The organism is Gillisia marina, from assembly GCF_000258765.1.
Lineage (GTDB): Bacteria > Bacteroidota > Bacteroidia > Flavobacteriales > Flavobacteriaceae > Gillisia > Gillisia marina.
In genome coordinates, this window is sequence record NZ_AJLT01000052.1 from 48,878 (window position 1) to 68,479 (window position 19,602).

Annotated in this window: 17 protein-coding genes and 1 pseudogene; all 18 read right to left on the minus strand. The window is 35.8% G+C overall.

Going from position 1 to position 19,602, the window contains the following annotated elements; all coding sequences use genetic code 11:
- Positions 1-2: 2 nt before the first annotated feature.
- The 18 genes and pseudogenes from ON07_RS11890 to trmB all read right to left on the minus strand — a co-directional run bounded on the left by ON07_RS11890 (position 3) and on the right by trmB (position 19,595).
- The gene (locus ON07_RS11890; RefSeq protein ID WP_010231727.1) at positions 3-1,712 is read right to left on the minus strand and encodes a sulfatase family protein; all 1,710 of its coding nucleotides are present in this window, start codon (positions 1,710-1,712) and stop codon (positions 3-5) included.
- A gap of 5 nt (positions 1,713-1,717) precedes the next feature.
- Entirely contained in the window at positions 1,718-2,425 is a 708-nt protein-coding gene (locus tag ON07_RS11895) for a carboxylesterase family protein (protein WP_010231729.1), read from the minus strand.
- Between the two features lie 6 nt (positions 2,426-2,431).
- Positions 2,432-3,808 carry a glucoamylase family protein gene (locus ON07_RS11900; protein ID WP_010231732.1) on the minus strand — a complete coding sequence of 459 codons (1,377 nt, stop codon included), beginning with the start codon at positions 3,806-3,808 and terminating at the stop codon, positions 2,432-2,434.
- Between the two features lie 134 nt (positions 3,809-3,942).
- Entirely contained in the window at positions 3,943-5,655 is a 1,713-nt protein-coding gene (locus ON07_RS11905) for a hypothetical protein (protein ID WP_010231735.1), read from the minus strand.
- Entirely contained in the window at positions 5,643-5,921 is a 279-nt protein-coding gene (locus ON07_RS11910) for a hypothetical protein (RefSeq protein ID WP_029331904.1), read from the minus strand. Before ON07_RS11910 ends, ON07_RS11905 begins: the two co-directional genes overlap by 13 nt.
- Before the next feature lie 85 nt (positions 5,922-6,006).
- Positions 6,007-7,380 carry a glucoamylase family protein gene (locus ON07_RS11915; protein WP_033445109.1) on the minus strand — a complete coding sequence of 458 codons (1,374 nt, stop codon included), beginning with the start codon at positions 7,378-7,380 and terminating at the stop codon, positions 6,007-6,009.
- Between the two features lie 43 nt (positions 7,381-7,423).
- Positions 7,424-8,869, minus strand: a complete 1,446-nt coding sequence (locus ON07_RS11920) for a RagB/SusD family nutrient uptake outer membrane protein (RefSeq protein ID WP_010231743.1) — start codon at positions 8,867-8,869, stop codon at positions 7,424-7,426.
- 12 nt (positions 8,870-8,881) lie between these two features.
- Entirely contained in the window at positions 8,882-11,857 is a 2,976-nt protein-coding gene (locus tag ON07_RS11925) for a SusC/RagA family TonB-linked outer membrane protein (protein ID WP_029331906.1), read from the minus strand.
- A gap of 275 nt (positions 11,858-12,132) precedes the next feature.
- Positions 12,133-12,786, minus strand: a complete 654-nt coding sequence (locus tag ON07_RS11930; RefSeq protein WP_010231747.1) for a helix-turn-helix transcriptional regulator — start codon at positions 12,784-12,786, stop codon at positions 12,133-12,135.
- 1 nt (position 12,787) lies between these two features.
- Positions 12,788-13,138, minus strand: coding sequence for a triple tyrosine motif-containing protein (locus ON07_RS11935; RefSeq protein ID WP_010231749.1), 351 nt, complete (start codon positions 13,136-13,138; stop codon positions 12,788-12,790).
- A gap of 154 nt (positions 13,139-13,292) precedes the next feature.
- Positions 13,293-14,918: a ligand-binding sensor domain-containing protein gene (locus tag ON07_RS11940; protein WP_010231751.1), complete on the minus strand. Its 1,626-nt coding sequence runs from the start codon at positions 14,916-14,918 to the stop codon at positions 13,293-13,295.
- A 54-nt stretch (positions 14,919-14,972) separates the two neighbouring features.
- Complete coding sequence (locus ON07_RS11945) at positions 14,973-15,308, minus strand: 2Fe-2S iron-sulfur cluster-binding protein (protein WP_010231753.1); 336 nt, start codon at positions 15,306-15,308, stop codon at positions 14,973-14,975.
- 21 nt (positions 15,309-15,329) lie between these two features.
- On the minus strand, positions 15,330-16,391 hold the full coding sequence (locus ON07_RS11950) for an NAD(P)/FAD-dependent oxidoreductase (protein ID WP_010231755.1): 1,062 nt from the start codon (positions 16,389-16,391) through the stop codon (positions 15,330-15,332).
- A gap of 42 nt (positions 16,392-16,433) precedes the next feature.
- Positions 16,434-16,676: a NifU family protein gene (locus ON07_RS11955; protein WP_010231758.1), complete on the minus strand. Its 243-nt coding sequence runs from the start codon at positions 16,674-16,676 to the stop codon at positions 16,434-16,436.
- Positions 16,677-17,806, minus strand: a pseudogene (locus tag ON07_RS15420) (Mrp/NBP35 family ATP-binding protein).
- A 142-nt stretch (positions 17,807-17,948) separates the two neighbouring features.
- Positions 17,949-18,290 (minus strand): MGMT family protein, encoded by a 342-nt coding sequence (locus tag ON07_RS11965; RefSeq protein ID WP_010231762.1) that lies wholly within the window; start codon positions 18,288-18,290, stop codon positions 17,949-17,951.
- Positions 18,291-18,292: 2 nt separating this feature from the next.
- Positions 18,293-18,916 carry a LysE family translocator gene (locus ON07_RS11970; RefSeq protein WP_010231765.1) on the minus strand — a complete coding sequence of 208 codons (624 nt, stop codon included), beginning with the start codon at positions 18,914-18,916 and terminating at the stop codon, positions 18,293-18,295.
- Positions 18,917-18,920: 4 nt separating this feature from the next.
- A complete protein-coding gene (gene trmB, locus ON07_RS11975; RefSeq protein WP_010231768.1) occupies positions 18,921-19,595 on the minus strand; it encodes a tRNA (guanosine(46)-N7)-methyltransferase TrmB in 675 nt (224 codons plus the stop codon).
- Between the last annotated feature and the right edge of the window lie 7 nt (positions 19,596-19,602).

Sequence of the window (19,602 nt, forward strand, 5' to 3'; positions counted from 1 at the left end):
TATTATTCCATGCGTTCACCGCGTAATTTCTCAAAATTTTTATATGCCCTTTTAACTGATTCTGGGGTTGAGGTTTCAAATTCCTTTTCAGTGACTTTATATGCTCTTTGTAAGGAATCCAGTTTGCTTTTCATTTTATCTATCCTATCCTGATACTTAATTTCACCATATAGATTTTTAAGTTCTTTAGGATCTTCCTTTAAGTCATAAAACTCCCATTGATCTATGTCGTCGTAAAAATGAATCAACTTGTACCTCTCGGTTCTCACGCCATAATGGCGTTTCACCATGTGGAAAGCAGGAAAATCATAAAAATGATAATAAATCGCTTCTCGTTTTGGAGCCATATCATTTTCAGAAAAGAGATTTTTAAATGAAACCCCTTGCATATCTTGAGGTGGTTTTATTCCTGCAAAATCTAAAATTGTAGGGGCAAAATCAAGATTTTGGGTAAGTCCATTCACTGTAGAATTTGGTTTGATCTTCTTAGGAAATTGCATTAGCAAAGGCATTTTAAAAGATTCTTCGTACATAAATCTTTTATCGAACCAACCCTTTTCCCCAAGATAAAATCCTTGATCTGAATTGTATATAACAAGCGTGTTTTTATCCAAACCTGTTTTTTCAAGATAATCTAAGATTTTCCCGACTCCTTCATCTACAGAAGCAATTGTGGCCATATATTCCTGTAAATAACGTTGCAACTTATATAAGGCCATCTCTTTCCCGCTTAGATTTAAGTCGTGCATGGCATCATTCTTCTCGCGATAAGCTGTATTCCAAATCTTGCGTTGTTCTGGAGTCATTCTTTCAAAATCATCCGTCCATGGATTGCTGGCTAATTCATCTGTACCATGATGCTTAGACATTTTTAAGTCATGCCCTTCGTACATATCTTTATAAACAGTTTGTAATTGCTGTTGTGCTGCCTTTTGATTTGGATGCTTAGAAAAATAGGTGTCAGGAACAGGAAATTGAACAGAATCATATAAATTTAAATGTCGTAGCGCAGGCATCCAATTTCTATGTGGTGCTTTGTGATGTACCATGAGATAAAAAGGCTTCATTTTGTCCCTCTTTTCCATCCAATCTATTGAATAATTGGTGATAAGATCTGTGGCATATCCTTCAGCAATTGCAGTATCTTTCATATTAATCGCCCAGTGTGGATTGTTTTTTACATATTCCTTATCCAGATTTACCGTGTCTTTTTGCTCTATAAACTCTGGGTTATAATATTTTCCTTGATCATTTAAAATCTTCCAATAATCGAATCCTGTTGGGAATCCATGAAGATGCCACTTCCCAATAATGGCCGTTTGGTACCCATTCTCTTGAAGGATCTTCGGAAAGGTTTGTTGAGAATTATCGAATTTTTCACCATTCATTCTGAAGCCATTAATATGACTATGCTTCCCTGTTAGGATGACTGCTCTACTGGGACCACAAATTGAATTGGTACAGAAGTTCTTCTGAAAAACGGCTCCGTTCCTAGCCAATCTGTCAATATTTGGGGTAGGTGCCACTTTTCCTATTTCATGACCATAGGCGCTAATTGCCTGAACCGCATGATCATCGGCCATAATAAAAATTATATTTGGTCGATCCTGTTCTAGCTCAATTTTCGATAAGTCTGAATTCTTCGAATCTTTCTTGCATCCACTTAAAATGGAGATGAAAATCAAGAGGAAGAATTGAAGACTTAATTTCATGATTCTTATTTTTTCTGAGCTAACATCCAGCTGTAAAACTCCGGATTATTATAGGTTTCCTCCCAGCTATTATGGTTTGCAAAAGGATAGATCGTATATTTTACATCATTCCCAGCTTCTTTAAGGGTTTTTACCATTTGGTTGCTATTCTCAGGTAAAACCACATCATCTAAGGCGCCATGAAAAACCCAGATTGGCATGTCTTTAATGTGAGATATATTTCTATAAATTGGTCGGTAAATTGCACCACAAACAGGGGCCAACGAAGCGAAAAGCTCTGGATATTCTCCTCCGGTTGCCCAAACCCCATAACCACCCATACTTAAACCTGTAAGGTAAACTCTGCTTTTATCTATTCGGTTTTCCTTCATCACATTTTTAACCAGCGCTGCAACTTCATGTGGTTGCCAATAAACTCCTTCCGGGCATTGTGGAGCTAATATTACTGCATCAATTTTATTTCCATCTTTAACATATTTTAAGGGCCCGTGTACAGATACCTTGGATAAGTCTTTTCCGCGCTCTCCAGCTCCATGAAGAAAAACAATAAGTGGGAAATCTATTTTTGAATCATTATATCCATCTGGAGTGTATAGGGCATAATCCAACTTAACAGACATTTCTATTTTCTCCTCAAAAGAATGTTCTGTGATCTGAGAAAATGAAGTTGAATACATTCCAACGATAAAAAATAAAACCAAAAAATTTTTCATATTTCATTAGTAATTAAATCCTAATTTATCCAATCCTTGCTTCAACTCATCGGCACCCATAAACAAATCCCAAATAAGGCCAGATCTATAATTCTCAATCATTACTACTTGTGGCCCTTGATCTATTGCTAAATATCTAGGTGCTACCCAATCTTCTCCCTCAAGACTAAAAGCATCATAAAAACCTGCCGGACCCCAGGTAAGTTCATTAAGATCATTAAAGAAATATTCCATTGCTCTTAATGACTCTTCAGGAGTATAAGGAATAGAGCTAATAGCAGCGGTAGGAGAAATTACACCTCTATCATGCTTTGGGGAATGAGCAGAATACCCAATACTACCATCCTCACTTTTAGTATAGCTGGCAGTTAAACCCCATACATTTTCTCCGTAACCTTCAAAATTTTTAGGATTTTCAACACAGTACAAATAATCTATTTTTGAGTGGTTAACATTCAACTCCCAATAATTGGCATATTGATCTGAAAGCCCTTTTGGATTCAAGCCTAAATAAGAATAATGAGCCCAGAATAATGGCCCTCCAAACTCCTGAGCTCCATTATGACTTAGAATAAGTGGTAAGTCATACTTAATTTTGGCACTTTTAATTTCTCCCTTACGAGCCCAACCATTATGATATGGAGCTGCACTAATACTATGTGTAGGAGATGCTGCAGCCAGAACATATGTAATTAAGGTTTCGTTGTATCCCTCTAAAGGAAAGTTCATTTCCCAATTATGAGTAGGAGACCAGTGCCAAAAAAGAACATCTTTATTATCGTTGGTGTACCAATCCCATTCTATACCCTTCCAAAGTTCATCGAACTTTGATGCTACTGCTCTTTCTTGTTTATTACCGTTTTTTAAATATTCTCTTACAACTATAAAACCCTGAGCCAAAAAGGCTGTCTCGACAATGTCCCCTCCATTATCCTTATTGCTAAACGACTGAGTTTTTCCTGTTTCTCCATTCATCCAATGCGACCAGGCTCCATGGTATCTATCTGCCCCGGCAAGAAAATCAGCTATTTTATCAAGCCTGAGAACTGCTTCTTTTCTTGGTATAAATTTCCTTTCCATACCTACCACCAAAGACATCAAACCAAAGCCTGATCCACCGGAAGTAACTATATGGGCATCATTTTTAGGATAATTTCCATCGGGGTGAAAGCGCTCTCTAGCCATTCCGGATTTTGGTTCGGCATAATCCCAGAAGTATTTAAGAGTTTGGATTTGTACGGTATCTAATAAAGCTTCGCCATCTAATTTTTCAATTTGCTCATTTTTAGAATTCAATGCAAAATCACTATTATCTTCTGAAAGATTCTTACATGAAGTGCTAATAATTATTGTTACTACTAAAAGGTATTTGTGGAATTTCATTGTTTGGATTTGTTTCAATTAATTTAAAATATGTTGCACTTCCGTTTTGGAAACGCAACATATTTTACTAGGTCAAGAAAAATATTTGATTTTAGAGAAATGTGATAGTTATAATCCTTAGAGGATCTATCAAATTATTCCCACCTAATATCATCTATATAATAAACATCTTCGGCGGTACCATCGGTCTGCCCTGCATTAAAGAAGAACACCAAACTCTCATGATTTTCTGTAGCCTGATCACTAAAGTCAACTGTATACTCTGTCCACTCGTCAATTACAGATATATCTATAAAAATTTCTTTAACCGGGGAAGTCCCACCTTCTAGTTTAGCCAATAAAGGCACAGCTCTACTCGAAAGGATCTTGATCTTCAATTGATTTTTGGTAGAAAGGTCGATCACTCCTCCTCTGTTAAAGACTAATGCATCAAACGCGTTCGTTCCATTTTCAGTCACTTTCAATACTTTATCGCTAGTGTTTACACCACTTGGATCTGGGTTATCCACAATTTCAAAAGTGGTAATACAACAAGTGATTTCATAGTTCTGCTGACATTCAAAATCATTCACTATATCCATATTGGTTGCAACACCATCGCAAGGATCAAATGCTGCGAATCTTAGATCATCTATGTAATACTTATCTGTTGGAGTTCCGTCGCTTGCGCCTCCATTAAAAAATAATACGAGTTTTGTATGATCTGCTGCAGCCTGATCTGTGAAATCTACAGTATATTCTGCCCATTCCCCAACTACATCAATATCTACAAACACTTCTTTTACAGGAGAGCTACCACCTTCAAGCTTAACCAATAGTGGCACTGCCTTTTCTGAAAGAATCTTGATCTTGAAAAAATTTCTAGTTGAAAGATCAAAAGATTGAGAAGATTCAAATATTAAAGCATCAAATGGTTGAGTTCCATCGTCTGTAACCTCTAGAACCATATCACTAGGATTAGCATCTCCAAGCATAGGATTTTCAACTATAGAATTAGGAATAAAACCTGGTATCGTGGTGTTTTGCTGACAGTTAAAATCATTTACAATACTTAGATCTGGAACAACACCGCTACAAACATCAGAAAGTTCAGCGAATTTAAGGTCATCTATATAATACACCTGAGTGCCATCTGTCTCTACTCCGGCATTAAAGAATAAAACTATCTTATTATGATTTTCTGCGGCTTGATCACTGAAATCGTAAGAATACTCTACCCATTCTCCTGTCTTGGTTACGCTAGCGTCTTTTTCTATCGGTGAAGAAGTGCCTCCTTCTAGTTTAGCTAATAAGATTCCTTCAACCGGTGCTAAGACTTTTATTTTAAATATGTTATTTGTTGAAAGGTCTATTGGTTCAGCATAATCTATTATTACAGCATCAAATGCTCCCATTTCATCTATATACTTACCAACAAATTTACTGTTGTTAAGATCAGATTTTAAAGGGTTTGCTGTAAGCTCTACTTCCGGAACTTCTTGATTTTTCTGACAATCGAAATCGTTTACAATAGCAAGATCTATTGCCACTCCGGCACAAGGATCTGGTGTAGTCACCCATTGAAGATCATCTATATAATAAACATCTGAACCATCATTTTCTACTCCGGCATTAAAAAATAGTACCAACTTAGTATGATCCTGATTGAATTGATCGCTGAAATCAAAGGAATATTCCACCCACCCGGATGTATTGGTAATATTTGCATCTACCTCTTTACCCGGAGAGGAGCCACCTTCAAGTTTTGCCTTTAAAAGTCCGGCAACACTAGATTTCACTTTAATTTTAAAGGTATTGAATGTTGAAAGATCTATTGAAGTACCATAATCTATGATCAAGCATCCCATGGTCCGGAAGGATCATTGTATTGCCCTACAAAACGACTTGTATTTGCACCAGATTCATCTGGATTTAGCACAGCCTCTACCCCATCCAGAACTACATTAGCTTGGCATTGGAAATCTGAAATAATATTAGGATCTGGAACTACGTTGGTTTGCTCGCAAGGAATAGATGCTATTGAAGGAAAAAATTGTTCTTCTTCAGTACAAGAGGAAAAAATCATCAATAAACCTATCGATATATAACTTAGGAATAGTTTAATTGTTTTCATTACTCAACGCGATTTAAGTTAGTTATATTTTTAAAATTTTTATTTTAAACGACCTTCAGATCGCCTTTACTTGATCTTGAATGAATTAGATATTCGGACTTGTAAAACCTAGTTTTGTTAAGCCTTGTTTTACTTCGGGACAAGACATGAATAAATTCCATAACAACCCGGTTCTATAATTTTCTACCATAACTATTATTGGTCCTTGATCTATTGCCAGATATTGATTTGAATACCAATTGGCAGATTCATTAAAGGCATCGTAAAACCCATACTGCCCCCATAGTTTTCCATTGTAATTGTAATAGAAATTCCGTAGTGCTTGCAAAGATTCATCTGGCGTGTAGGGCATAGACGACAATGCTGCCGTTGGAGTAATTGTACCATTATCGTTGGTAGGACTGTGTGCCGAATACCCTTGGTTATCATCACTAGCCGTTAATCCCCAAGTAGTTACACCATATCCCAAAAAACCTTTGGGGTTTCTCGTGCAGTACTCTCTATTGATAAGAGTATGATTTATATTTTGATCCCAGTAATTTGCGTAGTTGTCCTGTAATCCTTCAGGATTTAACCCTAAAAAGGAATAGTGAGCAAAAAACAATGGGCCACCAAAATCTGGGCCTAGAGGTAATTGCCATTTCTGATAATATAATTTTCCGTTTAAATGGTTATTTCCCGAGGCCCATCCATTATGATAAACATCTGGCTCTATAGCATGAGTTCTGGAAGATGCCGCTAACACATAGGTAATAAGGGCTTCATTATACCCCTTGATTTGATGATTGATAGTAAAACCGTATTCCGGAGACCAGTGCCAGGTTAGTGATTTTTTATTATTGGTATACCAATCCCATTCTACTCCATCCCAAATTAGATTGATTTTATCCCTCAATTCTTTTTCTTCGGAATTGTCCAAATCAAAATACTGTCTGGCAGTAAGTAAACCTTGGATCATAAAAGAGGTTTCTACCAGGTCTCCCCCGTTATCTTCAGTAAAAAAAGGTCTTACTTTTCCGGTATTTCCATTGTACCAATGTGGTAAGGCTCCATGAAACCTGTCTCCGTCCAAAATAAAACTGGTGATCTTATTCAATCTACCTAAGGCTTCTTCGCGAGAAATGTAGTTTCTTTCTACACCAACAATAATCGCCATGACTCCAAATCCACTCCCTCCGCTAGTAACTATATTGGGACTTTCTCCTCCATAAGCATTTGCATCAGATCTTTCACGAGCCATTCCACTAACTGGATGGCCAAAATCCCAAAAGTATTTGAAAGTTTGTTCCTGCACTTTATCCATTAACTCATTATCTGTAAGCTGAGGTGGCAAACCCGAGTCCGGATCTGTTGGGACGGGTTTACCTCCACTTGAGTCATCATTGCTTGAGCACGATACAAACACAGTACTTAACATCCCAAAAAAGATTAGCGTGAGTATAAATCGTGTTTGTTTCATGAAAAAATAATTTTTAAGATTGTAACCTTTCAGAATACTATTATTAGTAACCAGGATTTTGAACCAATTGACCGTCACTTAGGTCGATTTGAGCTTGTGGAATTGGAAATAACTCATGTTTTCCATCCACAAAATTCTTACCGTGAGCCCGCAATACTGCTCCAGCTCTACCTTGACGTACCAGATCGAAATATCTATCATGCTCAAAGGCAAGTTCAGCTCTTCGTTCTCTCCACACATCCATGATCGTTACATTTTCTAAACTTTCAAGCCCTGCACGATTTCTCACCATGTTTAATGGCGTTTTCGCATCGCCTCCTACATTTATTGCTGCTTCAGCATTCATTAAAAGCACCTCTGCATATCTTAAAATTCTAACATTCTTATTTGATTCCCAATCTCCCCCATTAAAGCTTTCCATAGTCCTACTTACATAGGCTTTTTGATTATATCTAGGGTTAGAAACTGTTTCTGCAACAAGAAAATCATCCCAAAGAGTTTCTCCTCTAAAAATTATGGTAGCATCTCTTCTTTCATCTCCTTCTTCATAAAAATTAGTAAGATCTTCTGTTGGGGTATTAAATCCCCAGCCCCAGCCTCCAGCACCTCTAGCACCTTGGGTAACAAAATATCCTTGTACACCTTTATTTGGCGTTTCTCCCCTCCCCTGAATCTCAAAAATAGATTCTGAATTATTTTCTCCAATTTCTTTCCAGATATCCTCATATACAGGAGTTAAACTATAACCCAGACTCATCACCTCATTGGTAAGCTCTAAAACTTGTTGCCAGTTCCCCTGGTACATGTTTACTTTTGCCAATAATGTTAAGGCGGCACCTTTTGTTGCTCTTCCAAGATCGGCACTATTATATGAGTTAGGTAAACTTTCTATAGCATCCTCTAAATCTTGAGTTATAAATGTATATATAGCTTCTTTTGAAACTCTCGTATTTGCGGCATTAATATCATCCTGATTTTGAATATCCGGAACACCCTCTATTAATGGAACACCTCCAAACATTCTCACCAATCTAAAATAAAATTCAGCTCTCAAAAATTTACTCTCTCCAATTAATCTATCTCTGAGGTCTTCATCGATATCCAAATCTGGAAGAAATTTTAATGCCTGATTTGCTCTCGCAATACCTTGGTAGTTCCCTTCCCAAACTTCATTAAAAGAAATAGAGGTAGAAGTAAAGGTTAGATCATCTAAAAGTTGCTTGTCATTACCCGTATCTCCAGGATCACTTCCTTTATCGGCATCATCACTAGTAATACTACTCACACCAATCCAAGAAAAAGAACTTTCGTTAAAGTCTAAAAACTTATTATAGATGGCATTCACAAGCTCTGTAGCCGCAGTAGGGCTGGAAAGAGCTTGTTCCGGAGTTTCCTTGGATGGTTGTACATCCAGAAATTCATTATCATCACAACTTACAAGTGTTAGGAACACTAGACTTGTAATAATTATGTTATTAAAATTTTTCATACCTAGCATTTTTTAAAAATTTAAATTCACACCTACGAGATAGGACTTTACAGATGGATAAGCATTCAATTCGATCCCAGAGGAGTTCCCCAGTGGGTCTCCATTTCCTGGTAGTTCTGGTGTAAACCCTGTGAATTCCTTAAAGATAAAAGGGTTTTGTGCCAGTGCATATACCCTAATCTTTTTAACTCCAGCGATAACATCTGGTAAAGTATATCCTACCGTAATATTATTAATTCTGAAAAAATCTCCGCTTTCTAAGAAATATGTAGAAGATAATGGTACTTCGTTAGAAGGTGCGGGATTCATATTAGATCCACTATCAAAATTAAAGATGTTGTTAGCTACACTAGCTTCCACATTTTCACCTCCAAAACGCTGTGCTTTTTTACCGTTGTAAACCATGCTTCCCGAATTTCCATAGCCTTCAATATTGAAATCCCAGTTTTTATATTCGAAGCCTGCATTTATTCCAAAATAGAGATCCGGCTGAATTGAACCGAAGAACTGACGGTCATCATTATCTATTACCCCATTATTGTCTAAATCTGTATAAATAAAATCCCCTCTTTCATCAAACCCCTGAACTTCCAGCACAAAGAAACTCCCCAAAGGCTGACCTTCCCTTAAGATCTTTGTAACTTGTCCATTATCAATGCTTCCTCCCTGTTGCTCAAAAGCAAAAGGATTGGTTATCTCTTCTAAATTATTATCGTTTGTTGTAAGATTCCCACTAATATGATATTTAAAATTGTCATTGATATCATCATTCCAATGAAGGGCAAATTCTAAACCTTTATTCCTGATCTTACCCGCATGAGTTAGGGTAATCCCCGAAGCTCCAAAAGCATCTGGTAAGCTAATAGGTAAGATCGCATTCCTATTTAATCTATTATAGTAATCAAATTCCCCAGAAAGCCGGTTATCTAGAAAGGCGAATTCCACCCCAATATCGTACTCTTCAGTAACTTCCCATCCAACATTTTCGTCTATGATGGCAGTAATTGTTGACCCGGGAACCAATGCCTGATCTGGCCCAAAAACAGTTCCCAAATCTGAATCAAAGGTTATCACGTTTAAAGGAATATTCTGGTTCCCCAATTCACCCCAACTAGCTCTTAATTTGAGAGTGTTCAGGAATTCAGATTCGTTTAAGAAGTCTTCATTGGTAATCAACCATCCTATACCTACTGAAGGAAAATTACCCCATTTCTCAGCATTGTTGGCAAAGACGCTAGAACCATCACGCCTTATTGTAGCTGTTAAAAGATATTTATTATCAAAATCATAATTAAGTCGTGCAAAGTATGATCTCAACCTCCTTTTGTCTGAAAGTTCACTATTCGCTATATCTGTTCCTTGTTCTCCGTTGTTTAATGAGAAGAGATTTGAATCTTCAGGAACGTTATTTCGTGTACCTTCTAGAAAATCATTTTGTTCCTCTTCCGCAGTGGTTCCCAGGGTTAGCTTAACTCCATGTTTTTCAGCAAAGGTTTTATCAAAAGTTAAGAAAGCATCGAATACCCAATGATAAAAATCATCTTTTCTTACCCTTAAAGTATTTCTATTAGGAGAATCAAAATCTGAAACTTCTCTGGTAGGATCTCCTGCAAGGAATTGTTCTAAATTAGGTGTAAAAACGTAAGATTTTCCATATCCACTCTCAATCCCAAATCTTGTAGTCCCAGATAAATAATCGGTAAAATCGTAAGTGGCAGAAACATTTCCTTGAAGAACAAGGTTTTTTCTTTTTTCATCATTTAATGCTAATGCGGCAACAGGGTTACCAACATTATTAAATCTCGCGCCTGCACTATCAAATGGCACTCCAAATCTCCCATCGAAAGAACCACCAATATATCGTACAGGTACAATTGGCGCTTGTTTGTAGGCAGTTGTAAAAGCTGAAAATGGTTTTGGAATCGATCGGTTAAGAGATAGAGAAATATTATGATCGATTTTTAATTTGGAAGTCAGGTTATAACTAGCCTTACCTCTTAAGTTAAGCCGTCGATAATCATTCCCTATTAAAATCCCTTCTTCTTCGAAATAATTAGCACTGAAATAAGAAGTCATTTTTTCGGTACCTCCGCTTATCGAAACATTATGGTTAATGACTGTCCCGGCGCGGGTTATCTCATCAAACCAGTCTGTATCATATTGCTGATCTTGTTGAAATCTCTGATTTCCGAATGCCAAATTAGAAAAATTAACATAGGCACTGGAGTTCGCCATATCTACTTTACTCAACACTTCCTTAATACCAAAATAGGAAGAGACATCAATCTGCATCTTTCCAATTTTCCCGGCTTTGGTGGTTACAATAATAACTCCGTTTGCTCCTCTGGTTCCGTAAATTGCAAGAGAAGAGGCATCTTTAAGGATATCTATAGTGGTAATATCTTCACTACTAATATTGTCTATTCTATCTGTAATAATTCCATCTACTACATAAATAGGATCACGCCCAGCTTGCACAGTCCCAGTACCACGAATACGTACAACCGGTGAACTGCCCGGAGCTCCAGAACTAATAATTTGAACCCCTGCGGCCTTACCTTGTAAAGATTGAGTTGCAGTTAAGGCAGGTTGTTTTAAAAGTTCCTCTGCATTTATTCTAGTAATAGAACCTGTTACATCTTGTTTTCTTGTACTACCGTATCCAACAAGCACAACTTCTCCCAATGAAGAAGCACTTTCCGTCATAATTACATTGATAGTGTTTTGTGTGCCAACGCTAATCTCATTTGTTTCAAATCCCAAAAAACTAAATACTAGGACGTCGTTATCATTTGCACTAATTGCGTATTTTCCATCAAAATCAGTTATAGTTCCGGTTGAAGTACCTTTAACAAGAACATTAACGCCTGGCAGCGTTACTCCACCTGGCTCCGACGTTACAGTTCCAGAAATTATTCGTTCCTGAGCTTGTAATTGAAAATAAAACATAGTAAGCAATACAAATAATAGAGTAAATTTTGTTTTCATAAGCACACCTATTTTTGAAGAATTAATGTTTTCAGATTTATGATATTTACCATAGCGCATTAAAATGCAACGAGATTATACCAAAGCTAACACTAGATAGGGTGTTGTTAAGATTTACATAATATAAGTAAACACATCAAGTTTAAAGATACCTCTAAATCTTTGTTTTACAATGAATTATAAAAATAAAATAAAGTAGTTAAAATTTTATAATTTAATAATGATGTGGAAAAGATGAGGTTGAAAATGAATATTTACAACGTTTTCGAAGATATTTATACTACTTTATGTAAAAATTTAACCAAATTTTGATTTTTAGGAAGATTAAATTTTTTCCGTAATCTGTATCTATGTAATTCTACACTTCTGTATGTAATTCCAATTAAAGGAGCAATTTCCTTGGAGCTAAGATTCATAATAAGGTAGGCACACATTTTTAAATCCTTTGGGGTAAGATTGGGAAATTTTAATTGTAAGTTTTTAAAGAAATCATCATGAACCTCATTAAAATTTATATCAAAAAGTGCCCAATCATTTTGAGAATTTGACTGTTGCTCTTTAATATTCATAAGCTTTGAATAGAGCGTTTTATTTTCCTTTTTAATATTTGATTTTACGATTTCCCTTTCAATTTCATTCAACATGTCCTCCTTTTTCGCCATTAAAGCAGCATAGGAAGCTAGTTCTTTACTTTTAGACTTAAGTTGAGTTTTTAATTTTTCTTGTTCTAACTGAATTATCTTATTATTATTTTCAAAATTTTGTTTTTGGAAAGTGAGGTTTTGCTTATACTCTAGATCTCTCTCCAGTAGCTTCTTCTTTCTATTAAATTTCTGTTTATTATAATAATGAACTAGAAAAAGAATCATTGCTAAAAGAATCACATATCCAATCCAAGCCCACACACTGAGATACCAGGGCTGAAGCACACTAAAAGAAAAAAGCGTCTTTTCCGTTGTATTCCCTAAACTGACTTTTTTTTACTTTAAATTTATAATCCCCTGGATGCAGGTTTTGATATGCCACATGAGAAGTATTATTTGGTGTGGACCATTTTTTATCGTAACCCTCCAATTTGAAAGAATAGAGGGGTAATGATAAGGTGCCTGGAGTATGACTGGAAAACTTTAAACTAATTGTATTCTTCCTGAACGGGATATCAATAGAGGCATTAAGTGGTATCGAATTACCATTTACCTTCACAGCTTCTAAAGATAGGTTAGTTAAATTGTTCTTTTTTTCAGAGATCGAAGGATTAACTTTTAAAAAACCATCGTCCAAAAATAAAAATAGCGAAATATCTATTTTCTTCGCGCTAGAAGCATTTTTAACTAATCTACTATTGATTAATTCTTCATTAAAATTATATAAATTATCTCCTTTCGTGGAAGTAATTCGGAGTGAACTCGCGGTTTTTATAATCAGTAATTCTTTATTAATACCAGATATGCTTGAAAATGGGTATAATTTTTTTTTCTAATATGGAGTCCCTAACCAATAGATCATGTAGTGCATCGTACCTAAATATTTGATTTTTTTTAGTTAGAAATATTTGGGAACCAAGAGCAAACATTTCATAGGGAACATTGGTATTCATAAAACTTTTTAGAAGTGTTAATTCCTCGAAATTTTCGGAAATTTTATATTTAAAAATACCTTTATGCGAGGCATCAACCCATAAACTCTGGTTTTCATCAAAATATATTCCCTTAACTGGAAAATCTAATTCTTTGAATCTAAATGATTCCCAGGAACCATTTATTTTATGATATCTCGTAATACCAGCATAATTAGGCTGTAAATAATAATTCGTTCCGGAAATATTCAAAAAGTCCATTCCCCCATTTGTATCACTTATAAGGGTAAATTCATTGTCCTTAATACTGTAGGTTCCATTGTTATGCCCACAAATAATTTCATCTCCAACATTTGTTAAGTCCCATACCTGACCATTAGAAGCCTTTAAAAATTTTAGCTGAGTACCTTTTAATGAGAACACCCCATGATTAGAACCCACTAAAAGATTTTCACCTTGATCTTCAATACTATATACCGTTCCTAATAAACCCGATTTATCATTATACGCATAAACATCATTATTGAGGGATATCTTTGACAGGCCATTATCTAGCGCAAGCCATAAATTATTTTGAATATCTAAAAACTGCCTCAATACAGTATTGTTGGCTAGTCCATTATTTTTATTATAAACATATTTTAATACACCTTCCGAATCGTAAACCATTAATCCATTATTAATGGTGCCAACAAAAACCAAGTCGCCTGCGATCTTTAAATTGTTGATTTCCAGATACTCCATTTCAGCGAAAGTAGAAAAAGACCATTTTTTTAAAACAGCATCTTTATAATAAAATATTCCGTTAATTTGGGTTGCTATTAATAACCCATCTTTGTAATCCACTATACTCTGGACACTATAATTTTCTAAAGGTTTACTCCAGCTAAGCGGAATAATACTATCATTTTCTATTTTATAGATACCATTATTTTTGGTGCCTACATATAATTTGTCATTGATGAGGAAAGTATACACGGCCGAAATATTGCCTAAAGGGAGTACATTAATTTTCTTAGTCTGCTTATTATATCTATAAATTTTATTGAAGGACTGAAACAAGATTTCCTCACCGAACGGAATTATTTTCCAAATTTCATCGTTATTAAAGATGTTTTTATCAAGTGAATCACTTATAGAAGTATACTGAAGTTCATTTTTGACATTTTTAAGCCAATAACCAAATTGATGGTATGAACCAGAATATAAAGTATCATTTATAACGCTTACCGATCTGAATATCCCATTCGATGGCAACGTATGCTTAGCCCAATAATCTCCATTAAAGGCGAGGAGATATTTATTATTTGCTACATAAATGGTTCCATCAGGATGTTGAGTGATATCCCAATTTGAATTTTCCCCTTTATATTCAGTTTTTAGATAATTTGTGAAATAAGGAGCAATTTCCTGTCCTTGAAGAGTATAACATGTCGTTAGAAATAGACAAATTAGAACTCCCTTCATTTCGTTTATTATATCCATTACTGCAAGATATAATAAAATTAGAATGTAGTCTCTAGTAAAAAGATGAGATGTTTATGTAGATTCCGGTGCAAGCTTCACCTCTAAGCCTTCCAATTCTGATATAATTGGAATCTGACAGCCCAATCTACTATTGTCTTCAACAAAAAAAGCTTGATCTAGCATGTCTTCTTCTTCATAACTTTTTTCTGGAAGCAAGTGTTCATGACTTAAAATATAACACTGGCAGGATGCGCACATAGCCATTCCACCGCAGATACCGATGGTGCCTTCCGGAGCGAGTTCATGCATCCGCACTACTTCCATCAGGTTCATATTCATATCTGTGGGTGCTTCTACATGGTGAGCTTCACCCTCTCTATCTATTATTGTAATTTTAATATCAGACATATATCAGAAAAACTGGTATCCTTAATTTATACTTTTTACAACTTCTCGTTTTGCTTCCTTTTTAGAACCGTCAAATCCACTAACTCCGCTAACAGTTGTGTATTTCATAACATACTTTTTGTCCGGATTAATTCGCTGATAAGCACTTTGGCACATAATGGCTGCTTCATGAAAACCACAAAGGATCAATTTCAATTTTCCAGGATAGGTGTTTACATCTCCAATAGCATAAACTCCCGGAATATTGGTTTGATAATCGTAGGTATTATCAACCTTAATTGCATTTTTCTCAATTTCTAATCCCCAATCCCCGATTGGCCCTAACTTTGGAGATAGTCCAAATAATGGAATAAAATGGTCTGTTAATTTCACTTCCTCTTCAGCGGCATTCCCTTTATGACGAATTACCACAGCATCTAAATGATCATCTCCTTTAAGATCAACAACTTCAGCATCGGTGATCAAATTGATCTTCCCAATCTTAGATAACTCTTCAACTTTTTCAACTGAATCCAATGCGCCTCTAAAATCTCTTCTTCTATGAACAAGAGAAACTTCTTTTGCGATATTGGATAAGAATATAGACCAGTCTAAAGCTGAATCTCCTCCGCCCGCAATTACTACAGATTTATCTCTATAAACTTCAGGATCTCGAATAATATAAGAAACTCCTTTGTCTTCAAAATTTGCTATTGAAGGAATAGGTGGTTTTCTTGGCTCGAAGCTCCCTAAACCACCAGCAATCACAACTACAGGTGCATTATGTTTAACTCCTCTAGAAGTAGTAACCAAAAATGTTCCGTCTTCAAGTTTATCCAATGTTTCAGCTCGATCTCCCAAAGTAAAACCTGGACTAAAAGGTTTAATTTGTTCCATTAGGTTATCCACAAGATCACCCGCCAATACTTCCGGAAATCCTGGGATATCATAAATTGGCTTTTTTGGATAGATTTCGGCGCATTGTCCACCGGGAATAGGCAATGCATCTATTAAATGACATTTAAGTTTAAGCAGTCCGGCTTCGAACACGGCAAACAAACCTGTGGGTCCGGCACCGATTATTAAAATATCTGTTTTGATCATTCTTTTCAATTTGCAATAAAAGATAAGTGGGTTAAATTCCGCTTACCTTTCAATATTTACCACTTTTTCAATTTGTGGCGCATATTTTTTAATAGTCATTTCCACACCAGATTTCAATGTCATCTGGTTCACGTGGCAACCAACACAAGCTCCTTCTAGCTGAACTTTTACAAGGCGATCGTCTTCTATAGACACCAAAGAGATATCCCCACCATCACTTTGCAAAAAAGGTCTAATTTCTTGCAGGGCTTTTTCTACATTAATTCTGATTTCTTCAGTTGTCATTTATTTTCCTTTAACAGCACTACATCCAGCCATCGTAGTTATTTTAATAGCTTCGGTTGGAGGCAAGCTTGTATTTCTATTTACTGTTTCTTGTACTACATTTCTGGTTAATTCTTCAAAAGAACTTTCCAAAGCAGTAGCAGTTTGCAAAGCTGCCGGTCTTCCCAGGTCTCCTGCTTCACGAATACTTTGAACTAATGGAATTTCCCCTAAAAATGGAACACCAAGATCGGTTGCAAGGTTTCTTGCACCTTCTTTACCGAAAATATAATATTTATTTTCCGGCAATTCCTCAGGAGTGAAATATGCCATATTTTCTATAATCCCTAATACTGGAACATTAATGCTTTCTTGCTGAAACATCGCAACTCCTTTTTTAGCATCTGCAAGGGCCACATTTTGAGGCGTACTTACGATCACTGCTCCTGTGATAGGAAGCGATTGCATGATGGATAAATGAATATCACCTGTTCCAGGAGGAAGATCTATCAACATAAAATCCAATTCTCCCCAAGCTGCATCAAAAATCATCTGATTTAATGCTTTTGCTGCCATAGGTCCACGCCAAACTACTGCCTGATCTGGTTTTGTAAAGAACCCGATAGATAACAATTTAACTCCGTAGCTTTCTACAGGCTTCATCTTAGACTTTCCATCTACATTTACAGATAAAGGTCTTTCTGCTTCAACATCTAACATAATAGGCATGGAAGGCCCATAAATATCGGCGTCTAATAAGCCAACACTAAACCCCATTTTAGCTAGAGAAACAGCTAAATTTGCGGTTACAGTAGATTTTCCAACTCCACCTTTTCCGGAAGCCACAGCAATAATATTTTTGATTCCCGGAATTGCCTTTCCTTTAATCGTAGGTTTTTCCGGAGCTTCAACTTTAATGTTGACTTTTACGATAGCTTTATCGAAAACCTTCTCTTGAATTACTTTAATTATATCTGCTTCTGCCCTTTTTTTGATATGCAAAGCAGGAGTAGACATTACTAAATCTACACAACCTCATCTCCAAAGGTCATCACATTTTTCACAGCACCACTTTCAACCATATTACTTCCCTCACCGGAAAGAGAAATAGTTTCAAGAGCAGCAAGTATATCTTTTCTCTCTAATTTCATCTGAATTTATTTCATTTTCAACCTCTTATATAGATTGATTCTAAAATGCAAATATAGAGGGTTTCCCCAAGAAAACGAAGTATTCCGCTATAATTGATTGATTGTAGAATAAGCGAAAATTATGGATACTTTTTCCCATATTTTAACGCGGTTTCACCAATTCCTTATTTGGATCCCAGAAAACCTTTTCAAAATTTTGTATTTGATTATCTCTAACAACTACTCCTTCGCTTTCTAACAATTGCTGCATCGCATTAGTGCCACCAAAATGATGCTTCCCTGTAAGCAAACCCAGTCTATTTACAACTCGCTGTGCAGGCACTTCTTCCAAATCATGTGCTTTGTTCATAGCCCAACCCACCATTCTGGCACTTTTAGCCGCACCAATATATCTTGCTATAGCCCCATAGGATGTAACTCTTCCTGAAGGAATAAGTTTTACCACCTCATAAACTCGCTCAAAAAAATTAGGTTCTAAAGCCATTTTTAATAGTAGAAGATTCTAAATAAGGTTATTATTACTAAAATCAGCATTAAAGAAGCCATAAAGTAATTGGAGTATTTTGCAAAAACATCTGTTTTATCTTCAATCTTCCAGAAAGAAAAAACGTAGAAATACAAGGTTGTAAAAGTTCCTAAAGATGCCGCTAATACAAAAAACAACATTACAGACCAATCATGGCCCACTTCACCACCAACATTTAAGGCTGCAGCAATAGCAACAAAAAACGGAATTGGAAATACGTTTAAAACCGCAACCAACATTCCTTTGAAAATACTGTTCGAGTTAGCCTTTTTAGAGTGTGTTTTAATATGCGAATCGCTTCTAGCTTTCACATAAAAATAGATCATGAGAACTATAAAAATGACCAGACCTGTTCTAAGAAGAATATTACGAACAAAAGGATTATCGAAAATATATTTTGCTAGAATAACAGCGATTAATGCTTGAAAAAAGACAATAATAGACGCCCCTATCGCAACATAAATTCCGTTTTTCTTACCATACTCTACGCAAGTTTTGGCAACTGTCATGTTTACTAATCCCGGGGGCACTACTCCTAAAAGAGCAGCGAAATAGGTGATCAGGAAAATTTTTGTTTCCTCCAAATGGCTACTTTATCTTAAATTGAATATAGGTAATTGGTTTTCCTTGCTCAAGATACTGTTTTTCATAGAAAGTTTGTATTCCAACCACTTCTTTTGGAGAATATACATTTTTATATACATCGTGGTTAGCATGCAAAATCTCATGACCTTCGCCATGTAGCAAGCCTAAAGTGTATCCATGCATAAATTCACTATCGGTCTTTAGATTTACCAAGCCCTCTGGTTTTAAGATCTGCTTGTACTTTTTAAGGAAATCTGAATTTGTTAATCTATGCTTAGTGCGCTTATATTTTATTTGAGGATCTGGAAAAGTTATCCAGATTTCATCTACTTCATTTTCTGCGAAAATATGGTCTATTAACTCTATTTGAGTTCTCATAAAACCTACGTTGAGCAATTCCTCTTCAATAGCAGTTTTTGCACCTCTCCAAAAACGAGCCCCTTTAATATCTATCCCAATAAAATTCTTGTCCGGATTTGCTTGAGCCATAGCGACGCTATATTCTCCTTTGCCACAACCTAATTCTAAAACTATAGGATTATTATTTTTAAAAAAATCTTTATTCCAATTCCCTTTAAGAGGGTAGGTTTGATCTACGATTTCTTCCCGTGAAGGCTGAACAACATTAATAAAGCTTTCATTTTCCCTAAATCTCTTGAGTTTGTTCTTGCTGCCCACGTGTAGT